Annotated in this window: 16 protein-coding genes; 9 read left to right on the top strand and 7 right to left on the bottom strand. The window is 70.1% G+C overall.

The genetic code is table 11. From position 1 onward, the window contains the following. The first annotated feature begins 7 nt into the window (after window positions 1–7). Both OG738_RS09285 and OG738_RS09290 read left to right on the top strand, forming a co-directional pair. Entirely contained in the window at window positions 8–1288 is a 1281-nt protein-coding gene (locus OG738_RS09285; RefSeq protein WP_329052870.1) for a hydroxyacid-oxoacid transhydrogenase, read from the top strand. Beyond that, window positions 1282–1695, top strand: a complete 414-nt coding sequence (locus OG738_RS09290; RefSeq protein ID WP_329052871.1) for an acyl-CoA thioesterase — start codon at window positions 1282–1284, stop codon at window positions 1693–1695. Before OG738_RS09285 ends, OG738_RS09290 begins: the two co-directional genes overlap by 7 nt. A 232-nt stretch (window positions 1696–1927) precedes the next feature. Here OG738_RS09290 and OG738_RS09295 read toward each other — a convergent pair whose 3' ends face one another. The 4 genes from OG738_RS09295 to lanKC all read right to left on the bottom strand — a co-directional run bounded on the left by OG738_RS09295 (window position 1928) and on the right by lanKC (window position 8341). Then, entirely contained in the window at window positions 1928–3733 is a 1806-nt protein-coding gene (locus OG738_RS09295; protein ID WP_329052872.1) for an ABC transporter ATP-binding protein, read from the bottom strand. After that, the gene (locus OG738_RS09300) at window positions 3730–5502 is read right to left on the bottom strand and encodes an ABC transporter ATP-binding protein (protein ID WP_329052873.1); all 1773 of its coding nucleotides are present in this window, start codon (window positions 5500–5502) and stop codon (window positions 3730–3732) included. Before OG738_RS09300 ends, OG738_RS09295 begins: the two co-directional genes overlap by 4 nt. A 103-nt stretch (window positions 5503–5605) precedes the next feature. Next, the gene (locus OG738_RS09305) at window positions 5606–5746 is read right to left on the bottom strand and encodes a SapB/AmfS family lanthipeptide (RefSeq protein ID WP_329052875.1); all 141 of its coding nucleotides are present in this window, start codon (window positions 5744–5746) and stop codon (window positions 5606–5608) included. A 33-nt stretch (window positions 5747–5779) separates the two neighbouring features. Next, entirely contained in the window at window positions 5780–8341 is a 2562-nt protein-coding gene (gene lanKC / locus OG738_RS09310; protein WP_329052876.1) for a class III lanthionine synthetase LanKC, read from the bottom strand. A 446-nt stretch (window positions 8342–8787) separates the two neighbouring features. Here lanKC and OG738_RS09315 point away from each other — a divergent pair, with 446 nt between their 5' ends. Both OG738_RS09315 and OG738_RS09320 read left to right on the top strand, forming a co-directional pair. Continuing rightward, complete coding sequence (locus OG738_RS09315; RefSeq protein ID WP_329052877.1) at window positions 8788–9153, top strand: hypothetical protein; 366 nt, start codon at window positions 8788–8790, stop codon at window positions 9151–9153. A gap of 22 nt (window positions 9154–9175) precedes the next feature. Next, a complete protein-coding gene (locus OG738_RS09320; RefSeq protein ID WP_329056619.1) occupies window positions 9176–9547 on the top strand; it encodes a hypothetical protein in 372 nt (123 codons plus the stop codon). Here the strand turns inward: OG738_RS09320 and OG738_RS09325 are convergent. Continuing rightward, window positions 9537–11423, bottom strand: a complete 1887-nt coding sequence (locus OG738_RS09325; protein WP_329052878.1) for a glycosyltransferase family 39 protein — start codon at window positions 11421–11423, stop codon at window positions 9537–9539. The genes OG738_RS09320 and OG738_RS09325 overlap by 11 nt on opposite strands. A 108-nt stretch (window positions 11424–11531) precedes the next feature. Continuing rightward, the gene (locus OG738_RS09330; protein WP_329052880.1) at window positions 11532–12011 is read right to left on the bottom strand and encodes a SixA phosphatase family protein; all 480 of its coding nucleotides are present in this window, start codon (window positions 12009–12011) and stop codon (window positions 11532–11534) included. An 863-nt stretch (window positions 12012–12874) separates the two neighbouring features. Here OG738_RS09330 and OG738_RS09335 point away from each other — a divergent pair. The 4 genes from OG738_RS09335 to OG738_RS09350 all read left to right on the top strand — a co-directional run bounded on the left by OG738_RS09335 (window position 12875) and on the right by OG738_RS09350 (window position 19384). Then, the gene (locus tag OG738_RS09335; protein WP_329056621.1) at window positions 12875–13960 is read left to right on the top strand and encodes an IS701 family transposase; all 1086 of its coding nucleotides are present in this window, start codon (window positions 12875–12877) and stop codon (window positions 13958–13960) included. A gap of 214 nt (window positions 13961–14174) precedes the next feature. Further along, window positions 14175–15161 carry an IS3 family transposase gene (locus tag OG738_RS09340; RefSeq protein ID WP_329052881.1) on the top strand — a complete coding sequence of 329 codons (987 nt, stop codon included), beginning with the start codon at window positions 14175–14177 and terminating at the stop codon, window positions 15159–15161. Between the two features lie 868 nt (window positions 15162–16029). Further along, window positions 16030–17367 carry a tyrosine-type recombinase/integrase gene (locus OG738_RS09345; RefSeq protein WP_329052882.1) on the top strand — a complete coding sequence of 446 codons (1338 nt, stop codon included), beginning with the start codon at window positions 16030–16032 and terminating at the stop codon, window positions 17365–17367. Window positions 17368–17440: 73 nt separating this feature from the next. Next, window positions 17441–19384 (top strand): hypothetical protein, encoded by a 1944-nt coding sequence (locus tag OG738_RS09350; protein ID WP_329052884.1) that lies wholly within the window; start codon window positions 17441–17443, stop codon window positions 19382–19384. Between the two features lie 156 nt (window positions 19385–19540). Here OG738_RS09350 and OG738_RS09355 read toward each other — a convergent pair whose 3' ends face one another. Next, the gene (locus OG738_RS09355; RefSeq protein ID WP_329052886.1) at window positions 19541–20131 is read right to left on the bottom strand and encodes a hypothetical protein; all 591 of its coding nucleotides are present in this window, start codon (window positions 20129–20131) and stop codon (window positions 19541–19543) included. 122 nt (window positions 20132–20253) lie between these two features. On the opposite strand from OG738_RS09355, the gene OG738_RS09360 reads away from it, so the two are divergent. Continuing rightward, window positions 20254–20715: a hypothetical protein gene (locus OG738_RS09360; protein WP_329052888.1), complete on the top strand. Its 462-nt coding sequence runs from the start codon at window positions 20254–20256 to the stop codon at window positions 20713–20715. The last annotated feature ends 9 nt before the right edge of the window (window positions 20716–20724 follow it).

A 20724-nucleotide genomic window follows, 5' to 3' on the forward strand; every position in this document is an offset into this window, starting at 1 on the left:
CGCAGTCTTGGCCGCGACCGAACGTGAAACCGTTTTTACTTATGGCGCACCGGCGTTGAAGTACGGCACCGGCGCCAGTGACGAAATCGGCTACGACCTCCTCCAGTACGGCGCGCACCGCGTGCTCGTCGTGACGGATCCCCGGGTCGCTGCGACCGGCTGGCCGCGGCGCATCGCCGACGGCATCGCCGGCTACGGCATCGAGACCGAGGTCTTCGACGGCGTACACGTCGAACCCACCGATGTCAGCATGCAGAAGGCGGTTGACTTCGCCCGCGGAACCGGCCCGTACGACGCCTTCGTGGCCGTCGGCGGCGGGTCGGCCATCGACACCGCCAAGGCCGCGAACCTGCTGACCAGCAACGACGGCGAGCTGATGGACTACGTCAACGCGCCGGTCGGCGGCGGCCGCGCGCCCGACCGCCCGCTGAAGCCCCTCGTCGCCGTACCGACCACCACCGGCACCGGCTCGGAGAGCACCACGGTCTGCGTGCTCGACGTGCTGTCCCTGCGCGTCAAGAGCGGGATCAGCCACCTGCGGCTGCGCCCCTCGCTCGCCGTCGTCGACCCACGGCTCACCGTCAGCCAGCCGGCCGGCGTGACGGCCGCCAGCGGCATGGACATCCTCTGCCACGCCGCGGAGAGCTACACCGCCAAGCCGTACACCCAGTTCGAGCGCAAGCGCCCGGAGCAGCGCGTGCCGTACTGCGGCGCGAACCCGCTGGCCGACATGTTCGCCGAGCAGTCGCTGCGGCTGCTGTCGTGGGCCCTCCCCGCCGCCGTGCGCGACGGCGACGACCTCAAGGCGCGCGAAGCCATGGCACTCGCCGCGACCTTCGCCGGACTCGGGTTCGGCAACGCCGGCGTGCACATCCCCCACGCCAACGCGTACCCGATCGCCGGCCAGGTCCGGGATTTCCACCCGGACGGCTACCCGGGCGAAGAGCCCATGGTGCCGCACGGCATGGCCGTGTCGCTGACCGCGCCCGCCGCGTTCCGCTTCACCTTCGGCGCGGCGCCGGACCGCCACCTGCGCGTCGCACGCCTGCTGGCGCCCGACTTCGAGTGGCCCGGCGACTTCGCCGACCACCTGCCCGCGGTGCTGATCGACCTGATGCGGCAGATTGGCATCCCGGACGGCATCGGTGCCGTCGGCTACGCGGAGTCCGATGTGGACTCGCTGGTCGAGGGAACGCTGAAGCAGCAGCGGTTGCTGGCCACCGCTCCCCGCGAGGCGTCCGAGGAGGACCTGTCCGGCATCCTGCGCGAGTCGGTGTCGCTGTGGTGAACGGGTACCCGCACTGGCAGACGGTTCCGTTGCGCTGGAAGGACAACGACGTCTACGGGCACGTCAACAACGTGGTGCACTACTCGCTGATGGACACCGTGATCAACACGTGGCTGATCGAGCAGGGCGGCCTCGACATCGAAGCCGGGGCGGTGATCGGGCTGTGCGTCGAGTCGCACTGCGGGTACCACTCATCGGTATCCTTTCCTGGGGCGTTGCGGGTGGGTCTGCGCGTGGCGCACCTCGGGAAGTCCAGCGTGCGCTACGAAATCGGGATGTACGCCGCCGACGAGTCCCTGGTCGCGGAAGGCCACTTCGTGCACGTCTTCGTGGACCGCGAGTCCCGTCGGCCGACGCCGCTCGCCGGCAAGCTGCGTGAGGCACTGGAAGCACTGCGACCCGGATGACGTCGACCGCCGGCGGTTCACCTCCTCTCTGACGGTGCCGGTTCCGGGCCCGGTTTTCCTGCGCTTCCGATCATGCACGACCGCACCGACGGAACCGGCCGATCGCCACGAGTTGTCCACAGGGGGCGTGCAGATCGGCGAGTTGTCCACAGATTCGCCGACGGGGCTTCCGCTCGCCGTCCGCGGCGATAATCTGGAACAGCGGTCGAGCGGGTCCACAGTGGACCAGCGATCAGCTCGCCCGCGTGGTCCGGGAAACCCGGTGCCGGCGCACCACGTCGGCTCCGGCCGGCACCGCGTTGCCCGCGGGCAACGGGACTTCGGTGGCTGCTTCCCCAGTCACCGGTGCCCAGGCCTGCATCAGCTCGGCGTACCGAACCGACCGGGCGAGCAGCTCGGCGTGGCTGCCCAGCACGGTCTCCCGGCCGTCCATGACCAGCACCCGGTGCGCGCGCAGGGCGGACGACAACCGGTGCGCGATCACCACGAGAACACCGTCCCGTGCGGCGAAGGCCCGCTCCGCACGGGCCTCCGACGGCGGGTCCAGATGGGAGGTGGCTTCATCGAGGATCACCACACGCGCTGAAGTCGCGTACACCCGCGCGAGGGCCAGCTGCTGCGCTTCACCCGCGGACACGCCTTCGCCACCGTGGCCGATCGTGCCGTCCAGCCCGCCGAGCCGGCGGAGCAGGTCGTCGGCGCCGATGGCCGTCACCGCGGCCAGCAACACGGCGTCGGAAGCGCCGGGGGCGAACAGGGCCAGGTTGTCCCGCACGGTACCGGCGAAGACGTAGGCCTCCTGGGGGATCAGTGCCACCAGCTCGTGCCGGAGCGCCGGGGGCACGTCCCGCACCGGCACCCCGCCGAGCAGCACGCGGCCTTCCTGGGGGGTGAGCATGCCGGTCACCAGCCCGGCCAACGTCGACTTGCCGATCCCGCTGGGGCCGACCACGGCCAGGTGGTCACCCGGCCGGAGGTCGAGGTCCAGGTCGCGCAGGACGGGCTCGGCCGCGGCACCCCAGCCGAACGTCAGGCCGCGGAGCCGGACGTCCGAGCCGCGCGGCCGGGCGTCACCGTCCTGGACCGCCGGTACCCGGGCGGTCTCGGACAGGCGGCGCAGCGCCACGAGGAGGCGGAGGACGACCGTGCTGGCGGTGGCGGCCAGGCCGCGCAAGGCCGGTTGCATGGTGGTGGCGAGGTAGACCAGCGCCCCGAGCGCCGCGCCGGCGGTGAGCTCGCCGCGCGCGACCATGCCGGGTGCCAGCACCAGGGCCAGCAGCAAGGGCACGAACGCGCCGACGGAGATCACCAGCGACCGGAGCGCGCCCGAGCGCGCCACCCGGACCGCGGCGCGGGCCTGGGCGTCCACGGCCTCGTACACGGCCAGCGTGGCGATCGGTTCGCCACCGCAGGCGACGACGTCGCGCAGGCCGGCCAGCGACGCTCCCGCGGTCGCCGCCATGTGCTCTTCGGCGATGGCTGCCGCGCGCTGGCGGCGGGCCAGTGAGGGCAGGAGGCACGCGAACCCGGTCACCGCGACGACGACCGGGATGGCGACCGGCACGACCAGTCCGCCGGCCACGGTCACCAGTCCGGCGAGCGCGCCGATCGTCGTCACGAGCGTGCCGCGGGCCTGGACGAGCAGGCCGCCGGTGGCGTCGCGGACGACCTCGACGTGCTGGGTGATGCGGGCGACGCCGCTGGCGTCCGGCTGGTTGCGGGGTGGCGACTCGTCGTGGAGCACGCCGCGGACCACGGCGGTCACCAGCTCGTCGCGCAGGGGCTCGACGACCTGGCCGAGCTGGTGCCACACCATGCGCGAACCCAGCGCGCCGAGCAGGGCGGCGAGGCCGAACAGGCCCAGCCACACCAGCCCGGTCGCGGGGCTCCCGGCAGCGAACCCGCGGTCGACGGCCAGCTCGACGAGGCGTCCCGAGAAGAACGCGGGCACGCCTTCGAGCGCCGAGCACAGCAGCAGGACGAGGCCGCCGCGCCACTGGCCGGCGAGTGTCGTCCAGTACAGCCGTCGCAGGCTCACGCGCTGTCCTTCGTGACGCTGTCCTTCACGGCGCTGTCAGCCGCGACGCTGCCCGCCGCGACACTGTCTGCCGCGACGCTGTCTTTGATGACGCTGTCCTTGGTGATGCTGTCCTCCGTGAAGACCGCCCGGTAGCCCGGCTCCCGCCACAGCGCCGCGTGGGGCGCCGTCGCGCGGATGCGGCCGTCCTCGAGCCAGACGACGAGGTCGGCCCGGGCGGCCGTGCTCGCGCGGTGGGTCACGACGATCCGGGTGCGGCCGGGCAGCGCGGTCGCCATCGCCTGCTCGACCGCCGCCTCGGTGATCGTGTCGAGGCTGGCTGTCGCGTCGTCGAAGATGAGCACGCGTGGGTTGTGCACGATCGCGCGGGCGAGACCGAGCCGTTGCGCTTCGCCGCCGGACAACGGGGTTTCGGCCAGCGGCGTGTGGTAGCCGTGCGGCAGGCGGACGACGACGTCGTCGACCTGCGCGGTCCGGCAGGCGGCACGCACGGCGGAGTCGCCCGCCCAGGAGCCGTAGCCCACGGCGTCCGCGACCGTCGCGCCCAGCAGCGCCGGGCGTTCGAACGCGTACCCGACGACCGCGCGCAGCTCCTCCGGGCGCAGCCGGTCGAGCGGACGGCCGTCGAGCAGGACGCTGCCCTCGTCCGGCGTCACCAGCCCGCCGAGGACGCCGGCCAGCGCGGACTTCCCCGACCCGGACCGGCCGACGACGGCGGCGAACGTCCCGCCCACCACCGTCAGGTCGATGTTCTCCAGCGCGCCGGCCACGCGTGCGTGCCGGACCACGAGGGTGCCGTCGCCCGGCAGCAGCCCGAGCTTGCCCGGCTCGGGCACGGGCAGGTCGAGGACCTCGGTCAGGCGCTCGGCGCACGACCGCGCCTTCGAAACCGCGGTGAGCAGCGGGATCTGGGAGACGAGCCGCATCCCGAGGGCGACGTAGCCGAGGGCGGCGAGGACGTCGCCGATGCTGAGCCGTCCTGCCTGCACGCCGAACCCCGCGGCCACCAGCACGGCGAGTTCGACGGCCGGGAAGAGCAGAGCGGCGCGCCAGACCATCCGGGCCTGGGTGCGCCACATGCCGCGGCCCGCCCGGTTGAGCCGGGGCAGCGGCCGCAGCACCCGGGTGGCTTCGCGGTCCGCGATGCCGGACGCCGCGATCGTGCGGAGGCCGGCGACCGCGTCGACCATGCGCGCCGCCAGCTCGCCCGAGACGCGCTGGTAGGTGAGGACGTCGTCGGCGGTGCGGCGGAGGTGGGCCCGGGCGATGAGCAGCGCGAACGGGACGCTGACGAGGAAGACGACCGCGAGCCGCCAGTCGAGGAGCCCGAGCAGGGCGATCGCGCCGGTGGAGATCAGGACGATCGCGACGAGCTGGACCACGAGCGTGCCGATGGCGCCGGCGCCGGTGCAGTCGCCGCTGAGCCGGCTGATCGCGTCGCCTTCGGCAAGCGGTGAACGCGCGCCCAGCGCGAAGAGCCGACCGGCGAGCGCACGCCGCAGCCACGCCGTGGCGGAGCTGATCAACCGGACGGTGAGCAGGCTGCCCGCGATGTCGGCCGCGATCTCGGCCGCGCCGACGGCGAGGAGCCAGAGGACGGCGGGCAGGGCCGGGCGACCGGCGACGGCCGCGTCGACGGCGGCGGCGAGCGCAGCGGGCAGCAGCAGGGCCGCCGCGGTGGCGACGAGCGCGGTGACGCCCAGAGCACAGAGACGGCCTCGGTCCAGCCGGAGCGTCGCGACGAGCAGCCGATCCGCGGACGCCGTCATCTCACTCCTTCGAACGAGTTCCCGCACCGAGGCGCGGGGCGCAGAATGAAGGTGCGGGAGCGGCGCACTTGGCCTGTGCCGCTCCCGCACCTTCAGCACCCGATTACGGGCAGGCGACCACGCTGAGGGTGCTGTTGTGGCAGTTGGCCAGCAGGCTCAGGTTCGACTGGCCGCCGCCACCGCCGCCGCCACCCTCGTGACCGTCGAGAGCCTCGAGCGACTGCAACTCCAGAACGAATTCCATGATCTTCCCTTCTCTGTTTCTCTTCCGCCCCGGTCAGCGACCGGAGATCTGGGGGGACGGCGTTCCGTCGAGGAAGGGCAGCAACGCCCTGCCGTCCAGTACCGCGGCGAGCCCGAGCAGGATGCCCGCGCCGCCGGTGGTGACGTCCATCGACAACCGCAGGAGCAGGTTGCCGGGGAACGCGAGGCCGTCCTTGTACGGCACGGCGTGCCAGGCCAGCCGGGCCAGGTGCATGTCGACCGCCGCGCGGACGACCTCGTCCGGGTCCGGGTCCATGGCCAGCGCGGCCAGCAGGCCGGTCCGGCCGAAGAGCAGGCCCGGGAAGACGACGAACTCGCCTCGGCAGGCTTCGCGCAGCCCCGGACGGCTCTTCAGCGACTCGGCCTCCGGACGGTGCCGTGCGAGCTGTTCGGCGACCATCAGGATCCCGGCGCTGCCGACGCCGACGTAGGGCAGCGTCCGGCTCTCGCCGTCGCGGACCTGCAGCGATCCGTCGTCCGTGGTGACGCACTCTTCGAGGTCGCGCTGCAGTGCCTGGTCGGCCAGGGAGAGCCACAGCTGCTCGTGGGTCTGCTCGTACAGGCGGACGAACAGCAGCGCGGGCCCGGACCAGCCGTTGAGCAGCCCGGCGCGGCCGGCCTTCCCGGGCGGCGTCGCGGTGTCCAGCGCTTCCGCCAGGCGGACCGCGGTGGCGAGCGCCTGCCGGCCGTACTCGTTGTCGCCCCTTCGGGTCGCGAAGTGCAGCTGCGTCAGCGCGATGCCCGAAAGGCCGCCTTCGAGCGCGTGGTCGGTGGTCTGCGCGACCAGCTGCGCCGACGAGGCCAGCAGCCGGGTCGCGGCGTCGTGGTGACCGAAGTTCTCCAGCACGTACGCGATGCCGTGCGTGCCGTCGAAGAAGCCGGGTCGCGGTGGCGGCTCGCGGCGGACCGAGTCGAGCAGCCACCGCTCGTACTCGGGGAACCGCCCCGCGCCGGACACGTCCAGCGCGTGCAGGACGCCCGCCGCGCCGTTGCCGAAGCACGCGCCGCCGAGCCGGAACTGCTCGATGTCGCCGGGGAACAGCCGGTCGGTCCGCTGCGGGGTCGCCGACGCCAGGATCGCGGCGGTGACCTGCTTGCGGACGAGTGCCCAGTCCGGGCGTGCGGTGTCGAGCTCGGTGGTGGTGATCGCCGGACTCGCCGGCTCCGTGCGCGGAGCGAGCCCGGCGACGATCGCGTCGGCGTACCCCTCGGGGACATCGAACGTGCGCTGTACGAAGTCGGCGTAGCCGCGCAGCTTCGCCGGGGACAGCTCGAGCAGCGTCGTGAGCGGCAGGAAGAACCACAGCCGGAACGCGGCGAGGGCGTACTCGTCGACCTCGGTGCCCGACCGGTCGGCCGGCGCCCGGAAGCCGGGTGCGCCCAGCGCCGGCCGGTCGCCACCGTCGGCGTCCGCCGCCAGCTCGAAGTCGATCAGCGAGAGCTCGTCGGTCTCCGGGTCGATCAGGACGTTCTGCGGGTGCAGGTCACCGAAGACGATCCCGCGGCCGTGCACCGCGGCGAGGATCCGCTCGAGCTTGCCGAGCAGGCCGAGGGCGCGTTCGGTGTAGGCGGCCAGGTCACCGTCGGTGCGGTTGCGCCGGGTCAGCGGGTAGTTGAGCGCGAGCCAGCCGCCCAGCGGCGTGCCCGGCATGTGCTCCATGGCCAGGTAGTGGTGCTCCCAGACGGTGAACCGCTCGAACGTCCTCGGCACGCCGGGGATGCCGTTCAGCCGCTCCAGGACCTCGTGTTCACGGCGCAGGCGCTCGACGGCGTCGGTGCGCGTCCGGTCGAGGCCGGCGTGCGGCCTGGCCTCCTTGAGGACGACCTCCTCGCCGTCGCTCTTGCGGGTGGCCAGGTAGACGCCGCCGCCGTTGGAGAAGTGCAGGGAACTCGTGACCCGGTAGGGGAACTGCGCCGGGTCGCCGGCCTTTCGCGCGGCGATGCTGGCGGTCAGGCAGGCCGGGATCTTCACCCAGTCGGGCACCGAGAACCGGGGCTCCCGATTATCGGGTACGAGCGTTCCGTCCGGTTTGCTGATCGCCAGGACGCGCGTGCCGCCGTGCTCCACCCATCGCTCTGCGAAGCCGCCGTAACGGACATACAATGGCCCGCTTCCGTAGCGCAGGTCGCTCAGGATATAAGCGCCGTGCTCGCCTTCGAGCCGGGCCGCCAGATCTTCGAGAACACGTTCCAGCTCGTCGTCGTCAGCCGGGTAAATGGTGATGAGCTTGGCGCTGCCGTCACGGGGAGCGTATTTCGAATTCCGAGCGAGCAGGATCATCAGCGAGCGGAGGTGCTTATAGGCGATCCGGTGCTCGATACAGTACTCGTGCACCTGCACGAGCACGCTGCGGGCGTTGTCCAGACCAGCGGAAACGTGGATTTTCCAACCCTGGCCGGGAAGTTCGCGTCCCTCGGGGCGCAGGGACCGCCACACGCCGCGGTCCGCGGTGACCCAGCCATCGGCCGGCATGGGCAGCACCTGGGCGAAATCGTCGGACGGCGCACCGATTTCCTGTTGTTCGTCGTAGAACAACGGGTCGGCGAAGCAAAATGCTTCGTAGCGCAGATCCATCGAAGTTACCCTCCGTGCGTTCCCCCGGCCGTCGCGGCTCCGGGACGAGGAATATTCCCCCATGCCGGACGGCCCCGCGCCTATCCGCCAACCCGGGGGTTCAACTGGTCTATCCGAGGTAGGCAAAAAGGTCACTTACCAGTCGGTAGCCGAACCCAGCGTGATTCTTGGCCGATGGCCAACCACTCTGTCGGGGTGTAACACGAAGCTTTTTACGTCATTCCCGCAGGTCCACACAAGGATCCCCAGAATAAACCACCGAATTGGCAGAATGCCATCAAGGCTTTCTGGTGATCATTTTTCCTGGTGTGCGTACACCTCGTTGCTCCGCGGGCTGTCTACTGTGGACGACGCGGTGGTGCGCGCCACGCCCGCGGGACCTCGGCGAACGGGCCACCCGGTACTACGGAGTAAGTTGGCGGCCGGCGGACCGGAAGGAGGAACGGGTGATCTTCGGATTCGCCGTGACGGTCGCCGTGGCGGCCACGCTCGTCGCGCTGTGGAGCTTCGTCCAGTCGGCCCGCAACCGGCTGCCGGACAAACCGCTCCTCGCCGGGATCGCGGTCGTCGAGGTCCTGCTGGTCGTCCAGCTGGTGATCGGCATCGTGCTGCTCGCCGGCGGCGAGCGGCCGGGCAGCCTGGCGACCTACCTGGCGTACCTGATCGGCTGCCTGGTCGTGCTGCCCGTGGGCGCCGCCTGGGCACTGGCCGAGCGGAGCCGGTCGAGCACGGCGGTGCTCGGCATCGCCTGCATCGCCATCCCGGTGATGGTGCTGCGACTGAACGAGGTGTGGAGTGGAGCAACAGCGTAGGACGGCCTCCGGCCCCGGACGGGTGCTCGTCGCCGTGTACGCGATCTTCGCGCTGGCCGCGACGTCGCGGGCCGGCGTCCAGATCGGCACGAAGTTCCATGAGGCGCCGCTGGCCTACCTGCTCTCGGCGTTCGCCGCGGTGGTCTACATCGTCGCCACGATCGCGCTGGCCCGCCGTGGCGACGCCTGGTGGCGCGTGGCGCTGACGGCCTGCTCGATCGAACTGCTCGGCGTGCTGACCATCGGCACGCTCAGCCTGGTCGACGCGGCCGCGTTCCGGCACCCGACCGTCTGGTCGGTCTACGGCGAGGGCTACCTGTTCATCCCGCTGGTGCTGCCGGTCATCGGCCTGTACTGGCTCCGCCGCACCGCGCCGGCCAAGGTCACTGCCTGACCCCGCAGTCGAACAGCACCCCGGCGGTGGCCGCGTCCGGGCCGATCCGCGCGGGCGGCACCGGGCGGCAGTGCTTGGCCTCCCAGCCGACGCGCCGGGTCAGCTCGCCCGCGTCGCCCGCCGCGGCGGTGGTCCGCTGCTGCTTCGAGGCACCGCGGCCGATGTCGACGAACACCAGCGGCAGCAGCACGAACCGCAGTTTCCCGGCCGCCACCCACCGCGGCAGGTCGGCGGCCGAAGGCGCCGGATCGAAGCCGAGGTAACCGCCCAGCGGCGCCACGCGCGCGTCGGTGTTCAGCAGGAACGGGTCCGCGCCGTACGTGCCGCCTTCGACGGCCAGTGCGATCTCGGTGGACGACGTCTGCGCGTACGCGAGGACTTCGCGCTGACCTGGGCTGAGCCGGTACGCGCTGTCGATGAACCGGACGTACCCGGCCTCGGCCGCTTGGCCCGTGTTGACGCCGACGACCGTGCGCACCGCGTCCGTCGACGACGGGCCGGCGCCCGGGTCGGCGGTCTCCAGCACGCTGACCGGCCGCACCGCGGTGTCGGCGACGAAGGCCGTGGGACCGGCCACGACGGCGACCAGCCCGATGACGACCGCGGCGCGCGGCGCCCGCAGGAACGCCGCGACGACGGCCAGCAGAGCAAGCGCGAGCACGGTGTACCGCAGCCACGGGAGCCAGTCCGGCGTCCGGCCGAGCAGGACGTACGCGAGCAGCGCCGTCCCCGCGACCGCGCCCGGCAGCGCGAACCGGGCCGCTCCGGACGAGCGTTGCCACCGCCAGGCCGTGGCCAGGCCGGCCGCGGCGAGCGCCGCGATCGCCGGCGCGAGCTCCGCGGTGTAGTAGGCGTGGAAGATGCCGCCGGTGAAGGAGAAGACCGCGGCGCCGACGACGAGCCAGCCGCCCCAGAGCGCCCAGCCCGCCTTCGCGCGCGGCTCGGCACCGCGGGCCCGGCACGCGGCGACGACCAGGGATCCCAGCGCGAGCGGCAGCAGCCAAGCGATCTGCCCGCCGACCTCGGTGTCGAACAGCCGCAGCGGACCCGCGTCACCGCCGAGCGCCGCGCCGATCGTGGCGCCGTAGCCGCCGCCGATCCCGGTCGACCCGCCGACCAGCCGCGTCAAGCCGTTGTAGCCGAAGGCCAGTTGCCAGACCGAGCCGTCGGTGGTGCTGCCGACGAACGGTTTCGCGCCCGGCCACAGCGTGACGACGACCGGCCACGCCAGCGACACGACCAGCGTCACGCCGCCGGCCAGGCCGATCCAGGCCAGCCGGCGTCCCCGCGAACCGGGCGCCGCGATGAAGTACGCCAGCGCCAAGCCGGGCAGCACGATCCACGCGGCGAGCATCTTCGTCAGGAAACCCAGGCCGACGAACACGCCGGCCCACACGAGCCACCGCGGGTTCTCGACCGCGCGGGTCACGCAGTAGGCGGCGAGCAGCAGCAGGAGCACCAGGAGGGTGTCCGGCAGGTTGTCGCGGTTGATCGCCGCGGTGACCGGCGTCAGCGCGAACAGCGCCGCCGCGAGCAGAGCAGTCCGGGGCCCGGCCCAGCGGCGCACCACCCGGTGCAGCACGAACACGGCCGCGACGCCCTCGATGACCTGGACCAGCGCGATCGCCCAGGGGTGGAAGCCGAACACGGTCACGCCGAGCGTCTGGGTCCAGAACGCGAGCGGCGGCTTGTCGACCGTGACGACCCCCGCCGGGTCGAAGCCCGCGAAGAAGAAAGCCGAGACGTCGTGCGCCATCGAGTGCACCGCGGCGGCGTAGTAGGGCTGCAGCGGCCGGCCGGCCGGCGCCCACCCCCACAACGCCGCCGCGACCCCCAGCACCATCCCCAACGCGATCCGCTCGGCCCTCGCCGCCATGTCTCCCCCTCAGGTTTCCCCTGGGAAACGCTAGGGCGGCACGGCGGCGGAGTCCTCAAGCCCGGGATTGAAGTGGGCTTCCACCCGTGGGTTGAGCGCGGGACGACGTCAGTGCTCGCGAGGCCGGAAGAAGCCGACGAGCGGAGCCGCTTCGAGCGTGCCCCATTCCCCGTCGACGGCGAACACCGCGATCGCCCCGGTGGGAAACCGGTCGACGGCCCCCGCCCCGGCGAGGCGGTCGGTCAGCTCGCTGACGCTGGGCTCGTGCCCGACGAGCGCGAGCCTCGTCACGTCGGACGACGTCCGCCGCGCGACGGCCAGCAGATCGCCGCCGTAGAGCTCGTCGTCGTACCGGACAGGCGGCGGCTCCGGCAGTTCCCCGGCGACGAGCGCCCACGTCTCCCGCGTCCGCCGGGCGGTGGAGCAGAGAACGAGGCCGGGGACGTGACCGTGCTCGCGAAGCCAGCGTCCGGCCTTCGGCGCGTCGCGCAGGCCCCGGGGCCCGAGCGGCCGTTCGTGATCGTCGACGCCCTCGGGCCACGCCGACTTGGCGTGCCGCAGGACGACGAGCAAGCGCTTTCCCGCCATGCCACCAGTCTTTCACGCTCGGTGGACGCCGGTCCCGCCGGCGGGACCGGCGCTCCCGCGCGGCTCTTCAAGGGCCGGTGCTGCGCACCCGGCCTGGTGTCGCGGCGTCGACACGATCCACGTATTCAGGTTCGTGTCGACGGTACGGGCCGCGGCGTGCCAGCGCTCGATGCGCTCCCGGCTCACCGAGATCCGCGGGATGGTCACCTGCTCGCCGTCGACCCGATCACGGCGCAGGCCCTCGAAGGGCTCTTGCATTAACCGTCAGACCCCAATTCTGGGGATGACCCGGGGAGCCGATCTTGACCAGTAGCGACCAGTAAGCCGCTGACCAGGGAGTTGAGTGGGCCGCCTGGGGCTCGAACCCAGAACCTACGGATTAAAAGTCTACGGGAAACCAATGTCGGCGAGTGTCGCCAAATGCCGCCCTGTGCCAACAAATGCAGGTCAGCCGACATCTTTGCCACTTTTCAGTGTCGCGGAGTGTCGCCCAGTGTCAGGCTCTACTTCGGCAACGGAGCCCCATCGGAGACGCACTACCCAAGATTCTGGGCCATTGCGGACCCACCGTCAATCATCCAAAGGCGACATGTTGTACACCGCTGATCACGAGCGACAGCAACCCAAGGGTGGCGTTGAAGCTCACAGCCGGCAGCCGTCCGACCACACCCGCCAACCTCTCGCCCTCTTAGTACGGCAGCCGCAGTGTGTGATCTAGCGGCGTGTCGTGGGTATGAAGACGGCCACCGCGTGATCGACTTCAAGGTGTGTTGGATCTCGAAGAGGACGCGGTGGCCGCGTCGTGGACTGTAGTAGATGATCGGCTCGCTCGGTGGCAGGCCGGGTTCGACGACGCGTTCGCGCTGGTGGCGGGTCGTTTCGCGCAAGCGGGCTCGCGCCGTCGAGCCCGGATGTATGTGCTGGGGCTGCTGTCGGGCGCGGAGCGGAAGAACTCGTGGACGCTGGCCGAGCAGGCTGGTGACCTGACCCCGGACGGCATGCAGCGGCTGCTGAACTTCTACCGGTGGGACGCCGACGCTGCTCGTGACGACGTCCGCTCCTATGTGCTGGACAATCTTGGTGACCGCGGCGGGATCGCGGTGGTTGATGAGACTGGTTTTCTGAAGAAGGGCACCAAATCCGCCGGGGTGCAGCGGCAGTACTCCGGGACCGCCGGGCGGATCGAGAACTGCCAGCTCGGAGTGTTCTTGACCTACGTCTCGGCCAAGGGCCGGGCGTTGATCGACCGCGAGCTCTACCTCCCGGTGTCCTGGACCGATGATCGGGAACGCTGCGCGGAAGCCGGAATCGGTCCGGAGGTCGAGTTCGCGACCAAACCCCAGCTCGCTCAGCGGATGCTGGAACGGCTGCTCGACGCTGGTTCCGACATCGAGTGGTTCACCGCTGACGAGGCCTACGGCGACAACCCCGGCCTGCGAGACTGGTGCGAACAGGCCGGACTGAACTACGTCATGGCCATCTCGTGTGACCATCGCTTCGACACCCCGGCCGGGACGTTGCGGGCCGACGCACTCGCCGCCGCGGCACCACGCAAGGGCTGGCAACGCCTCTCGGCTGGGATCGGCAGCAAAGGGCACCGGCTCTACGACTGGCTGCTGCTCGACCCCGGCACCGCCGGCGGCCGGCAGCTGCTGGTTCGCCGCTCGATCAGCAAGCCCACCGAGCTGGCCTACTACATCTGCTACTCCACCTACCCGGTGCCGGTCGCCGAACTCGTCCGGGTCGCCGGATCCCGGTGGGCGGTCGAGGAAACGTTCCAGTTCGCCAAGAACGAGACCGGACTGGATCACTACCAGGTCCGCAAATACGACGCCTGGTACCGGCATATCACCCTGTCCATGCTCGCCGCCGCGTTCCTCGCCGTCACCGCCCACACCGAACGCGCCCGGGACGAAAAAGGGGCACCGCTGCAGAAACAGCGGACCTGATCCCGTTATCCTGCAACGAAATTAGACGACTCTGGTCCACCCTCAACGACCCCGCCCACCCACCCGGGCACGCCGATCACTGGTCACACTGGCGACGACGCCACCAAACCCGCGCCCGCCACAGCCACTACCAGCGACAACGCACCAAACATCCCACACTGCGGCTGCCGTACTAACCGCCGCGTTCACCGAACTACGCACGGCGGAGATTCCGGTGACCAGATCGTGTGCGCTGACCGGGATATCGAGGGCGACGCACTACCGGCACGTCAACCCGAAAGGGCCGATGCACGGTCCGTGGCTGCCCCGTACGCCACCGCCGCAGGCCCTCGACACCGCTGAGCGGGACCGGGTGCTGGCGTTGCTGACCAGCCCGGCCTACCGGGACCTGGCGATCCCGCAGGTCTGGGCCAGGGAACTGGACGAGGGCCGGTACTGGTGTTCGGTCTCCACGATGTACCGGATCGCCCGGGCCGCCGGCCAGGTCAGGGAACGCCGCCGGCTGGCCACCCACCCTGCCCGGGTCCGGCCCGAACTGGTCGCCCGCGGGCCGAGTGAGGTGTGGTCGTGGGATATCACCGCGCTGAAAGGACCCTCGAAAGGGATTTGGTACAAATGCTATGTCATCCTTGACATCTACTCTCGCTATGTCACCGGCTGGCTGGTCGCCGCCGCGGAGGATGCCGTTGTGGCGAAAGATTTTCTCGATGACGCCATGAACCGCAATGGCAGTCAGCCGCACACCATCCACGCCGACCGCGGCGGCTCGATGGTATCGAAACCGGTGTCGGAACTCCTTGTCGATCTCCGCGTCATCCGGTCTCATTCCCGCCCGCGCACGTCGAATGACAACCCGTATTCGGAGGCTCAGTTCAAAACGTTGAAGTACATGCCCGACTTCCCTGAGCGGTTCGGGTCGCTGGAAGACGCCCGCGTGTTCTGTGACGAGTTTTTCATGGCCTACAACCATGAGCACCGGCATTCGGGGATCGGGATGCACACACCCGCGTCGGTGCACTTCGGCACCGCCGAGCAGATCCGCACCCAGCGCCAGGCCACCCTCAACCAGGCCTACGCCGAACACCCCGAGCGCTCGCGCGCCGGCCCCGACCACCCAGGCTGCCCGAAGCGGCCTGGATCAACCAGCCCGCTGACCAGCCGAAACCGGCGTTCTAAACACAACCTGTCTCACTTGACTTGACAACTACCGTCGCGACCCATCCTTACTCCCAGCCTCATTGACCGCCGCTTCGGCTGCAGGGTCATGAAGTGCCGCGCTTGCGAGCGCGTGCTTGCGAAGACAGGAGCGCCATCCGCACAAAATGCGCCCTCCGCAGCGCCTCCGCCCGCCTCATTCGCTCGTCGTGCGGTAACACGCCGTCCGGATCGACCTGCCTCGTCCACCGGTCGTCGAACCCACGTCGAGCCGGCGCAGTTGCGGCGGTACGGTCATCGCAATACGCCCATCGCGTATAGCTGGCAACGCGTGCCGCCATGGATCGCTGCTCCGGCGTCACAACCCCTCCCGGCGGACCGGACCAACCTGGCCACGATCAGCCCGGACCGGTGGCAAGAGACGTCGAATCTCGGACATCACAGCCTCGGAGAGCGGCGGCGCGGACCGCACCACACGAGCAATGAACTCTTCCCGAGTCTCGCCGGGCTGACAACTCAAGATCATCCTCAAGTCTTGAACACGCAGCCAAGCCCGCGCCCGCCGAACACGGCAAGATCACTCAGAAGTGAACCCACCCTCGGACGCCGCCGGGGTCATCGTCGTTACCGCCACAGGCCGCGCCAGGTCCCAGCCGGGCATTCGACGCCACCGCATATCTGTCCTTTGTGGTCTACCATCACGGCAGCGACCGAGGCCAATGCCACACTGCCAAATTCCGCTCATCGTCGCGCTGCCCTGTAACGAATAGACCGTCTTCGGTGGACACTCGCCGGACACGGGTTCACGATCAAGTCCGGTGACGATTCGCCGTGTTCACGGCAGTACACCGCCACCTCGCCCCCTATGACGCAGCAGTGGTCACAGGTCTTCGTTGTGAATGAGGTGCATGGCCATGACATCAGCTGCCGGATTGTTCAAACGATGCGGATGTCACGACCCCATGACGGGTCGCAGATTAGGGAGCCAGTGTCCGCAACTGGGCGTGCGCGGGCACGGGAGCTGGTACTTCCGACTGGAGCTGCCGCCGGGCAAGAACGGCAGGCGACGGCAGCTGCGCCGTGGCGGGTTCGCCTCACGGAAAGCGGCAGGTGCCGCGCGAGACTTCCTGTCCAACCCCACCACCCTGGACGGCACTTCGGGGTCGGCCGTGACGGTGGCACAGTGGTTGCGGTTATGGCTGGAGAGCCGGGAGAACCTGGCGCCGTCCACGATGCGCAGCTACGCCATGCACGCCCGGCGCCACCTCATACCGAACCTGGGGCGGGAACGGGTCACCGAGCTGACCCCGGCCCGGGTGCAGGCGATGTTTACCTCCCTGATCCGCACGCACGCGGCCACCGGCCGGCCGTTGTCGGTGGCGACGCTGCAGCGTATCCAGGCCACCCTGCGCGTCGCGCTCAACGCCGCGGTCCGTCGGGGTCTGCTGGCTTCGAACCCAGCGCGCTTCGTGGAACTCCCGTCCGGGGCGAAGCCGCATCCGGTGGTGTGGACCCCGACCCGGATCGCTCTCTGGCAGGCGAGCGGGATCCGGCCGGCGGTCGCGGTGTGGACCGCCGCCCAGACCGCCGAGTTCCTCGCCTGGCTCCACCGCAGTGAGCATCCGCTGTACGTGTTGTTCCACCTCGTCGCGCTGCTCGGGCTACGACGAGGCGAAGCAGCCGGGCTGCAATGGGCCGACGTCGACCTGCGAGCGAGAACGGTCACCGTGGCCCGCCAGGTCCGCCAGATCGGCAAGCACCTGGAACTGGCCGCACCGAAAAGCGCCTCCAGCAACCGGGTCATCGCCCTGGACCACACGACAGCCGCCCTGCTGCAAGGCCTGCGAATCGAGTGGCTCGCCACCCACCCCGGCACCAGCGAACCGGTCGGGTTCCTCTTCCCCGACCGCTCTGGCGCTCCGTTGCGGCCGGACTTCCTCACCGTCATCTTCCGCCACCTCAACAGCGCATCTGGCCTTCCGCCGGTACGGCTGCACGACCTCCGCCACGGCGCAGCCAGCCTCTCCCTGGCCGCAGGCAACGACCTGCGCACCGTCCAAGCGCTACTCGGGCACTCCAGCATCACGCTGACCGCCGACACCTACGCCACCGTTCTGCCCGACCTCGCCCACCACGCCGCCGAAGCCACCGCACACCTCCTCCAGGACGCCACCGGCACCCAGTCCGGACGGCGGCGTCCCGGCCGGCGCAGCCGCACCGGCCGCTCCACACGAATCCGGCACCACCGATAACGGGAGCCAGCGACCTACAGCTCGCCCTAAGCTGGCACCGGCCAAGGTAACCGCTGGGTGGAGGAGTGAGGGCGTGCCGTACGCCGTGTGGCTGGAAATGACCGCACCGGAACCGATCACCGACGCGGCCGCCGCAGCGCAACTGCCGGGGCTGATCGCCGACCTGCTGGAGGCGGGCTGGGAGGTACCCGCAGTCCCCTGGCTGGACGACGAAGACGACCCTGCTGTTGCCGACGAGGATGACACCGGTGGTCCCGGCCTTCTCGATATGCGGGTGGTGGGCTACCGCGACGGCGCAATGATCGGACTCGCAGTCGACACCGACGTACTCGAGGTCGCCACAACGATCGGCGCCAGCCTCGGCCGGCACCTCGCCGACGCAGCACCCGCACTCCTGGGCTGGACCACCGAATCCCTCCGCGCCACCAAACTGACCGCCCCGGACGCCGACGGTGACTGGCTGCCGTCGCTGCGCGAGGACGGGCCGCGGTTCCCGGTCGCGGAACACCTGCGCCACGACCTGCTCGAAATGGCCGCCCAGTTCCTCATCGCCGGCGCCGTCCGCGACCTGCACGACCCCACCGGCGAAAGCCGCCACACCCCCGAAGCCGTCGACGCCGCCGACCTCGTCGCCGGCGCCGTCACACAACACCCCTGGGGCCGCGAAGTCGCCGGCGAGCTCGGCAAGCTCCTGATCGCCGCCGGCCGCCACGAGACCACATCCGGCACCCGCCGGCCGCTGACCGGCCACGGCAGCGGAGACACCGCCCTGGCACAGCAGCTACTGAACGCCGTGCGCTCGGAGATCGACCAGCCCGCCATCGACTACGACGACGACGACCGGATGCGCGGCCACGTCCTCGTCGAAAACTTCATGGAACACCACGACCTGCAATGGAACCGCCACACCGGCGACCTCGACGACGCCGACGAACGACGCAGCCGCGAGCAGCTGCGGGCACTGCTGTGGGCGGGACTACGGGTCCTGGCCACCCTGACCCACGACCTCACCGACGATGCCCCCTCGCCGTGGCTCTGGCTCGCCGACCTCGAATGCGCCGACCTCAGCCCCGCTGCCGGCGTCCTCGCCGAGCTCGATGACGAACGCCTCACCGTCGCTGCCGAAGACGATGACGAGGAACTCGCCACCGCAGCCGAGGCGCACGTGCTCGTCCGGACAGCGCTGTTGCATCCCGATCTGCTCGACGACGGGGCCTCCGACGAGGTCGGGTCGTCGTTGTCCGACGTCGAGGTCACTGCCGGGCCGTTGCATCACGTTGTCCACGACGCCTTGATCATCTTGGGTGCCGACGCCATCGTGGCCGCATCCGGCACGACGAAGCAGAACACGGCCCTGGACCTTCTGGTGCCCTCGCTGCGGGCCATCGAAGCCCTCCGCGTGGACGACGACGATCCTGACGGCGACCCCTACAACGATCTCCACCACGCGCTCGAACAACTACTGCCCAGGTCAGGCAGCACCAACCGCCGCGTTCGGCTGGCCCGCGAGCTTCTGTCGCTGATCACGACGGCCGCGACCGCTACTCCTGACACGCCGGCCCGGGTCGCTCGCGAGTTGTTCCTCGACCCCGCCGACACAGCCTGCGTCCTGCTCTCCACTGACGATGACAACCGGACTGTGCGACGCCTGCGCACCTACATCCTCACCGCCGCAGCCGCCCTCGATCCCGCCGTCGCCGGAAGCTTCGCCGCCGACCTGCCCGCCCTGCGCAGCACCGACCCGCGCGACGAACCCGCCCTCCGCAACGAAATCACCACCTGGTGGAACCGCACCCTCCAGACCCTCCGGCAGCTGCCCGAACTTCTCCACGAGCAGCCACCTTGCCCAGACCCCGGGGCGGCCCTGCTCAAGTCCGCCGCCACGAGCGAGAGCGCACCGTCCGGCACACTCGACAACCTATCCACCGCGCACGCCGCGGTCGCCGTTGCCCAGGCCATCTCGGCGATCAGTCTCGCACTCGACGACCCCGACTTTCCCGCCCAGATCATCCGGTAACCCATCCCGGCCGTCAGTGTGACGCTGAGGCCGTTACGACAGCGATCCCGGGATCACGAGCCCACGTCACCAGCAGCTCGTCGGCAGCAGCGCCGGAATCGGATCCGTGAATGGCCGGCGCATTCGACGCCTTGATCTCGCAAGGAACTTGCGAGATCAACTCGGGGTGGGATGCGGATCTGGCGGCAGGTGGCCTTCGAAAAAAGGGAAGCGCGGGCTGCGAGCCTGATAGGAGAGGACGTCGCCGCTGTGGGCGTCGATGATCACGCGGTCGTCCCCGATCTTGTGCCCGGTAACGCGGCCTCGGCCGACGAGCTTGATCATCCAGGCGAGGCGCGGTGGTTCGCCTGGTTCGCCGGTGGCGTGCACGATCAGCGTGCGGTAGTGCATCTCCGCGTAGGGCAGTTCGGACCGGTTCACGGCGATCATGTCCGCATCCACCCCCGACACGGTCGGGCGGGTATCGGCCACATAAAGCGTGTCGAAGTCCTTCATTACGCGGCGGATCTGCCCATCGAGTGTCGTGCCGACGATGATTTGCAGTGGGTAAACCTCAATGCCTTCGTAGGTGATGTGGTACCTGATGTGCACGAGGATGTCGGTGAACACCGTCCCGGGCCGATCGACGTGCACGTTGCGCACCAGCAGGCCGAGCTTCGGCCCGAGCCCGATCTCGTGGGCGACGTGGGGCCACAGCTCATGCGCCAGTTGCCGCGCGCGATCCATGTCGTCGACAGGGAACTCCACACCCCGAGACTAGACTCGCTCCCGCTTCAGGCCATTCACTGTGAGTAGTTGACATCCTCGCCGGACCACCGTCTGGAATCAAGGTGCCAGGCCCCGAGGGGCAACGCAGATGCAGTAAGACGATGCCGTCGGTGGAGCGCGAAGGTAACAGGGCGTCGGGTGGCCGCGACACACCGGTTGTGGAACCCCTGCCGGGAGATTGGTCTCGCGCGATCCACCCGTACGGAGTGCTGTGCGGGTTCCTGATGACGTTGACGGCGTTTCCGATGCGGCACTGGGACGCGCCAGTCCCGATGATCGTCGTCGTGCTGTTTATCCCCTACTACATCGTGGCGGGATTCCTGGCCGCCCGGCGTGCCGGTATCGCCGCGGCCGTGACGACCGGCGCCGTAACCGCGCTGACCGGCCACACCGTCGTGTACGTGGCGACAGTGCTCTACACCCTCATCAACGACACGTGGCCGACTGCGCTGACCTGGCTGGGAATAGGAGTGTCCCTGACACTGGCCACACTGTTCCTCGGCGCACTCGCAGGCATGGCAGGCGGCACGATCGCCAAGGGCATCAAATCGATCCACGACTGACCATTCTCA

The organism is Amycolatopsis sp. NBC_01488, from assembly GCF_036227105.1.
In the GTDB taxonomy this organism is placed as follows: Bacteria; Actinomycetota; Actinomycetes; order Mycobacteriales; family Pseudonocardiaceae; genus Amycolatopsis.